Below are 7,232 nucleotides of genomic sequence, written 5' to 3'. Positions count from 1 at the left end.
GAGGGGGGATTGGTTTCATGTTGCACAAACTCCGCTAATCTGGAGTATAAAAGGTGAGCAGCCTTCGGATTGGGTTGAAAAAACGATTCGGGATAAATCCGGAAACTTATGCCCCCCATCGATTCTGTAATATATGATTCGCCGAAAAACCTGGAAGACCTTTCATAGTGAATGACATCCCCGGGCTGGTTGTTTATGATCCTGTAAAGGGTTTTTATGTTCGGGATTTCCTGTACAAGGGTTTGCCAGAGTTCTGTCGTATCAGGCAGCTTGCCCTTCGCTGTTTCGATGATAGCCATCATATTGCCGGTAGATTTTGCCTCTCTCAGGATGAGATGTCTCAGGAAACCTTTACCGGTGAGCGGGTTGTAGGCGGAAAGGTTGTTCTTGCCGGCAAAGCCTCTAAAGAGCGGTATAATTTTTTGAATTATGTCACTAAAGATATCGCATTTCACGAGGGGCGTCACATCCCATGCATATTTCCCGGATAATGGAACCCTTTTCCGCATACCGAGTATGATGCCATGCTCATCTTCGCCGAAGGCAAGTTCGATTTTACTTCTATAGAAATGTATGTCCGGCGATGGAGCAATAGATGAGATTCTGACGTTTGCAATATCGATTCTCCCAATCCTTTTCAGGGATTCTTTTAAATAATTTTCTTTAACCTGAAGCTGTTTTTCATATGAGAGGTTTTGCATGGTACAGCCGCCGCATATATCAGAATGAGGGCATGCAGGGGTGACCCTGAAAGGGGAGGGGGTTTCAATTTCGAGGACCTTTCCATAGGCGAACTTTTTACTGGTTTTTACAATCTTTATTTTTACGATGTCACCGGGAACACAATCAGGAACAAAAATAACGAGTCCTTCATGCTTTGCGACTCCGTAACCGTCCGGAAAGGCCATATCGGTTATTTCAACTGTGATCGTATCTTCTTTGTTTAATACCAATTCGCCTTCATTCATATAACTTTGTTGACTTCGTCGTCATCTCCTTGACGTACCAAAATGTACGCCTCCGTCGCCTCCTCCTCCTCGCCCGGGTACCTTCTGGGTGCTATCTTTGAATCCGAATTGGTATAAAATGTTATGTTAAGTAAGTTTATTCATTTTTCGGGTTTATTAAATTCTAAATTTTCAATCGGTTCCAATCGGGAATGATACAGAAAAGGTGGTTCCTCCGGAATTTTTACAGTCATCAGGAGATTTGCAATGCTGACACAGAGAAATGTTTCCCGGACAAATGTCCTGGTCAGAAGGGATATAGATACACCGCTGGGTTTTGCAGGATATGTCAAAACCAAACCGCCGTCCGTTGATTTTCATTCTGAGCAGTTCGAGCCCTTTACCACCGGCTCCAAAATCATAAGGTTTTTTGGAACTGTACGATTCAGTTTCCTCTGTATGAAAAAGACCGTCAAATATGTACTGCTGGTTTTCTTCTGTAATGCCAACCCCATAATCTGTAATATGAAGCCAAATTTTATCTTTTTTTTGTTCCATTGTAATTACAATGATTCCGCCATCAGGGGTATTTTCGATGGCGTTCTTTACAAGACTTTCAACGATGTCCCTTAAAATAACGGGGTCCATGGAAATGAAGAGGAAATTTTCCCCGTCTATCTGAAAACGGATATGCCTGTGGGCAAAGAGGTGTTTCATCTTTTCGAGGACAGACTGAATAAAGGGAGACAGGTCGATGGATTGAAAATTTTGTGTGCTGCCGGAAAGATGATGACTTGTCCAGTCTTTGAGCGCTTCCCAGTGAGAACGAATGTTAGACGGTATTTCGGATAAAACTTCCATATGCTGCCAGAGGCGGTCAATGTCATCGAGAATAACAAGCGCCTCAAGTTCCTGGGATACATTGAATATTTCATCGGTTTCCCGCGAGATATTAAAAAGGCGCTCCAGATTCCGTTCAAGAGGCTCAATGAGTCCCTGAAAATGTGTTATAAGCGACATGGTTTCAAGCTTGCGTCTCAGAATGCGAATGTTTCCCTGAATGACAGCAATGGGCGTTTTCAGCTCGTGTGAGATATGATTAACGGCCTTGGTTTTTGCCCTGTTGAGGTTTTCGAGTTCTTTGTGAGACTTGATAAGGGCATTATGTGCTTCTATACGTCCGGTAATATCTTCAAAGGATATAATGAGTTCGCCTGTGCTGAGCATGACAGGAATGAAATTGATTGTTTTCACCGTATTGTCCTTGCAGGTTACATCGAAAGTCCTCGGCATTTTTTCGCCTGGCTTTGTGTTTTCAACGTCGTCTATCCAATCAAGAATAGCCTTCTTTTGATAATTCCTGTCCGGATAAGCTTTTTTGAACCACATTTTCCCTGTAGGTATATCTTTCAGCGTATAGCCGAAGATTTCAATGAATTTCGGGTTGATGTAGGTAAAGTATCCTTCCTTATCGATCATGGCTATACCGAAAGGGGCATTCTCGGATAGGGTCTGAAACCTGTTTCTTTCGTTTCTGATGGCATCCTCAGCTTGCTTCCTTTCGGTGATATCTCTCATGTAAATAAGATAAACGGGTTCCCCGCGGAAAGTAGTGCTTGTGGCTGAAACCTCAATGTAGATGGTTTTTTTGTTCCTGGTAATACCCTTGAATTCATATCGTGACGGAACGGGTTCACCTTTCTGCCTTTTTCTATTAATGCTGGTTACCCTTTCAAGGTCGTCAGGATGAACCACCATCATGACCGGTTTACCGATTATCTCTTCAGGTCTTTCATATTCAAACATTTCAATGAATCTTCTATTTACATACTGGTTGATGTTTCCATGTATAATGGCAACACCGTCGTTGGAATGCTCAATGGCGGTCCTGTAACGCTCCTCACTCTCCTTGAGGGACTGCTCGGCAATCTTCCGCTGAGTGATGTCCTGCATGGTGCCTTCATAGAAAAGGACTTTTCCGTCCTTGTCCTTTACGACCCTTACGTTTATTGAAATCCATTGCAGTGTTCTATCCTTGTGGTACATCTGAACTTCAAAGTTCTGGGCAGCGCCGTATTTCTGGAGGAGCCTGATGAGGTCTGCACGCCTTTCAGGGCTTACATAGAGCTGATGAGCCATGTCATCTACTGAATTGATGAGATCTTCGGGGGAATCATAGCCATGAATGCGGGCAAGGGAGGGGTTGGCGCTGATAAAACGCCCGTCAGGACTTGTCTGGAATACACCTTCGGTGGCATTTTCGTATATATTCCGATACTTTTCTTCGGCTTGACGGAGGGCGGTTTCAGCCTCCTTCAGTTCTGACTCCGAGTGTTTAAAATCAACAACGCACTGATGGAGTTTTGATAATTCGTTTACAAGCTCATCTTTTGTCAGATTCTCGTAATTCATATTGGATGTCCCTGTGAAGCTTCCCCCATCATTATAAGATATTTTTAGAGTTTTGAATTACTTTTATTACGCTTTTTCAAAATTTTCATTGCTTCTTCGATGAGCTTTTTATTTTTCGGATTTTTGTATTGAATGAGTGCACGGTGCATTTTACGCTCCCGGAATGTCTTTGCCACATATACCTTTTCTCCTGTGAAAGGGTGTTTTTCTGTGTAGTACATACAGCCTGACAGGGTGAGGGGTAGGGGGATGAAATCCTGAATCTGTTCAGGATGGATTTTTCTTTTCATAAGATATTGTGAAAGGGCAAATGTATCTTCCAATGTTGAGCCCGGATGGGCACTGATGAAATAATGAACAAGATACTGGTCTTTTTTCAGCCGCCTGTTTGTTTCTATATATTGTTTGGCAAATGTCTCATAAACGTGGAAGGGTGGTTTGTTCATTAATTTCAGGACACGATCGACGGTATGTTCCGGGGCAACCTTCATCTGTCCGCTGATATGATATGTGCAGAGATGTGAAAAATATCCGGTGGAATCATTATCTGTGAGCAGGTCGTATCTGATCCCGCTCTCCAAAAAAACATGTTTTACTTTTGGCAGTGAAAGGACTTCATTGTATAATTCTATGCTATCTCTGTATCCTGTTTTCAGGTTTTTGCATTTTTCCGGCATGAGACACTGTTTGTTCCGGCAGGCACCTTTACTGTCCCATAAAGGGCATTTTGCCTTATAAAGATTGGCCGTAGGACCACCTATGTCGGTAATGGTGCCCCTGAAATCCTCTCTTTTTGTAAGTAATGTTGCTTCTCTTAGAATAGATTTTTTGCTTCTTGATTGGACAATCCTTCCTTGATGCATGGAGAGGGCGCAGAAACTGCATTCGCCGCAGCATCCTCTGTGAGAGATGAGGGAAAATCTGACCGTTTCGAAACCAGGGATGCTACCCTTTTCTTTATAGGACGGATGCGGATTCTTCATGTAAGGCAACTCGTAAATGGCGTCCAGTTGGTATTCCGTAAGGGGAAGGGGCGGCGGATACTGTATGACACACCTTGTAGCATACCTTTGTATGATAGTTTTCCCGGTGAATGGATCCTGATTTTGATAGATCAGCCTGAAGGCTTCATTGAATTTCTCTTTGTCCTCTTTCACTTCTTCATAGGAAGGAATCTCAACTGCCGTATCTCGTAAATCGTATCTCGTAAATCGTAAATCGTCATGTGTTACCAGTTCGTTATCGCCGGTTCGCCGCTTCGCCGGTTCTTCTTTCTCGCTGTCCCACGTCCCACGTCCCACGTCCTTCGGATGACGCAGGCTGAAGCCTTCGGCTACGGAATTAAACGCTCTACGCTTGTCCTCGCGTAGCGGGGGCTCTCCGCTATACGTTACAATGGCCGTTCCCCTGATCCCTGAAAGGTTTTCACTTTTGCTCAGTCTTTCCGCTATTTCCACGACCTGTCTTTCACCCATTCCATAAACAAGGATGTCTGCCCGCGAGTCGAGGAGAATAGACCGCCTCACCGCATTATCCCACCAGTCGTAATGAGCAAATCTCCGCAGACTTGCCTCGATTCCCCCTATAACTATCGGAATATCTCCAAAAGCTTCCCTGATCCGGTTGGCATAAACGATTGTTGCCCTGTCAGGGCGCAAACCAGCCTTTCCTCCTGGAGAATAGTCGTCCTTTTGTCTCGGTCTCTTGTTTGCCGTATAGTTTGCCACCATGGAATCCATATTACCGGCGGTGATACCGAAGAAGAGGCGGGGCTTCCCCAGTTTCCCGAAATCGTCGGGCTTTCTCCAATCGGGCTGTGGAATAATACCCACCCTGTAACCGGCATTTTCCAATACCCTCCCGATTACGGCAGCACCGTATGATGGATGGTCCACATATGCATCGCCGGTGATAAGGATTATATCAAGTGCATCCCATCCCCTCTTTTTAAAGTCGTCAGATGAAAGGGGAAGGAAGTTATTTTGGCCGCCTGCAAAGGTTTTAGCCGTATCTGCAAATCTACCCATTAGACTGCCGGATATTGTTGAATGTGATAGGTATAACCTTCGTTCATCTGTTTCTGTGACGTCATATGCTTTGTTATGTACTGTCCGCAGTTGCTGCCGATGAAGTTTTCCTCCACCTCTCCTATGCTGACAATCACCTCATAACCGCAGTCTGACAACTCTTTTACTATTGCATAGTCAAAACCGTTGCGATAGGGGTCGATATAAGAAGACAGTCCGTTCTCAGATACCCGGTATGTCGGATTTAAAGGCGTTATCTTTATCAGGAACTTTTCAGGATTGAAATGGCGCAGAAGGACTTCAGGCTCTACAGGCACGTCATTTGCGAGAGCGAAGTTCAGAGTTACTTTACGGTCGGTGTTTGTGCAGAATCGTTCCCCGTAACTTGATATCTCTGAAAAACTCCATTTTTTAACGGGGACAAGCCGGTTTCTTGACGCATCGTCGGTGCTGTGGATAGAGAATTGAAGTTGAAAGCGGCCTCTGTCATAAAGCTTCTCCTTGATAACAATGAGGCTTTCAAAGAATTCCTCTGTTCCGGAAGGTGCAACGGTTGAGATAGAGGGCATGAGCCCCGGGGCATTATATTTCAGGGGAAGCTCTTCGAGGACGCGGAGCACCTCAGGGTTGAATGAAGGTTCACCTAAGCGCGCGAACTGTATCTTGAGCTTATCCACCGGTATTGACCCGTTATCGTAGCGTTTTTTTATAAGAAAATCTATTTGGGCAAACATCTCTTCTTTGGAAAGCCTTCCCCGGTAATGTGAACCGGCATCACACATAAGACACCCCACCGGACAGCCGAACATGGTGGAAACGATGAGAACCCACTTTTTCTCTCTCGGGTATGGCGGCTGGATCGATTCCACACACTCCACCATCATGTCTTTTTTGAATTCCATGACATATACAAGGGCGACGTCTTCCCTTCCTGCCGATGCAACAACCCTCATCCTTTTTGTGCCTCCTTCATTATTCGCTGAATCTTCATGGCTGTCATGATACCCTCCCCTGTAGCGATAGAGGTCTGTCTGAAATCACCGTTGTGCACATCGCCGGCGAAATAAAGAATCCCTTTTTCCTTCAAAGGGGGGATACTATTCTTCACTTTTTCAGCAAGAAAATCAAGTTGTGGCTCTCTACCGACGGCAAATATCAGATAATCGGCAGAAAAGGCGGCCACACCGCCGGGCATTAAACATGTGATATGCAATCCATGGTCAGGCGATTGTGTAACCCCTGAGATTAAGGTATTTTCATGATAAGTAATGTTTTTCAGAAGGGAGGCCCTCTCCCGCAGAAGAGGGAGGCATCTTGTTCTGTCGGTCCGGTTGAGGATAATTACCTCGTTATATCTTCCGAGGTTCAGGGCATAATCAAAGGCGGCATCTCCGCCACCTGCAATAATGATCGTCTTTCTTCTTGTTGCAATAATAGGGAGGATTTCATAGTAGATATTGCCTTTAACGTTGTCCGGTATCGTAATGGATGCAGCCTTCTTTGGCTTTGTTCCCGTAGTAATGACTGTCATGCTTGACCTGTAAAGCCCGGCGGCAGTCTCTATAATGAAACCTTTTTTCGTTTTGTCTTCGAGGTCAAGCCTCAAAACCTCTTCGAGGAGAACATTTATCGAGAGGGCTTCCAATTGTTTTTTGAAAGAGTTGACAAGGCGGCTGCCTGAAATCCCCTTAGGAAACCCCGGATAATTCTCAACAAAGTTAGCGTTCCGCAGCAGCCCCCCGACACCGTTTTTTTCAAAGAGTATAGTGTCGATTCCATAGCGTTTGAGTTGTATTGATGCTGCAATACCGGCAGGGCCGGCGCCGATGATGGCTACATTAATGGT

At 44.9% G+C, this 7,232-nt stretch carries 5 protein-coding genes; all 5 read right to left on the bottom strand.

Going from position 1 to position 7,232, the window contains the following annotated elements; translation table 11 throughout:
* Positions 1 to 968, bottom strand: a 968-nt coding sequence (gene rlmD, locus NTX75_05790) for a 23S rRNA (uracil(1939)-C(5))-methyltransferase RlmD (GenBank protein MCX5815740.1), incomplete at its 3' end; no start/stop codon positions are given.
* Between the two features lie 171 nt (positions 969 to 1,139).
* Positions 1,140 to 3,359, bottom strand: coding sequence for a PAS domain-containing sensor histidine kinase (locus NTX75_05785; protein MCX5815739.1), 2,220 nt, complete (start codon positions 3,357 to 3,359; stop codon positions 1,140 to 1,142).
* 44 nt (positions 3,360 to 3,403) lie between these two features.
* Positions 3,404 to 5,386, bottom strand: coding sequence for a YgiQ family radical SAM protein (locus NTX75_05780; protein ID MCX5815738.1), 1,983 nt, complete (start codon positions 5,384 to 5,386; stop codon positions 3,404 to 3,406).
* Positions 5,386 to 6,339 carry a radical SAM protein gene (locus tag NTX75_05775; GenBank protein ID MCX5815737.1) on the bottom strand — a complete coding sequence of 318 codons (954 nt, stop codon included), beginning with the start codon at positions 6,337 to 6,339 and terminating at the stop codon, positions 5,386 to 5,388. The genes NTX75_05780 and NTX75_05775 overlap by 1 nt, the downstream gene beginning before the upstream one ends.
* A complete protein-coding gene (locus NTX75_05770) occupies positions 6,336 to 7,217 on the bottom strand; it encodes an NAD(P)/FAD-dependent oxidoreductase (protein ID MCX5815736.1) in 882 nt (293 codons plus the stop codon). Before NTX75_05770 ends, NTX75_05775 begins: the two co-directional genes overlap by 4 nt.
* Positions 7,218 to 7,232 lie beyond the last annotated feature (15 nt).

It is taken from the genome of Pseudomonadota bacterium, from assembly GCA_026388315.1.
Classification (GTDB): domain Bacteria; phylum Desulfobacterota; class Syntrophorhabdia; order Syntrophorhabdales; family Syntrophorhabdaceae; genus MWEV01.
The sequence above is the reverse complement of the archived record's forward strand: the minus strand, read 5'-3'. Positions and strand labels throughout refer to the sequence as shown.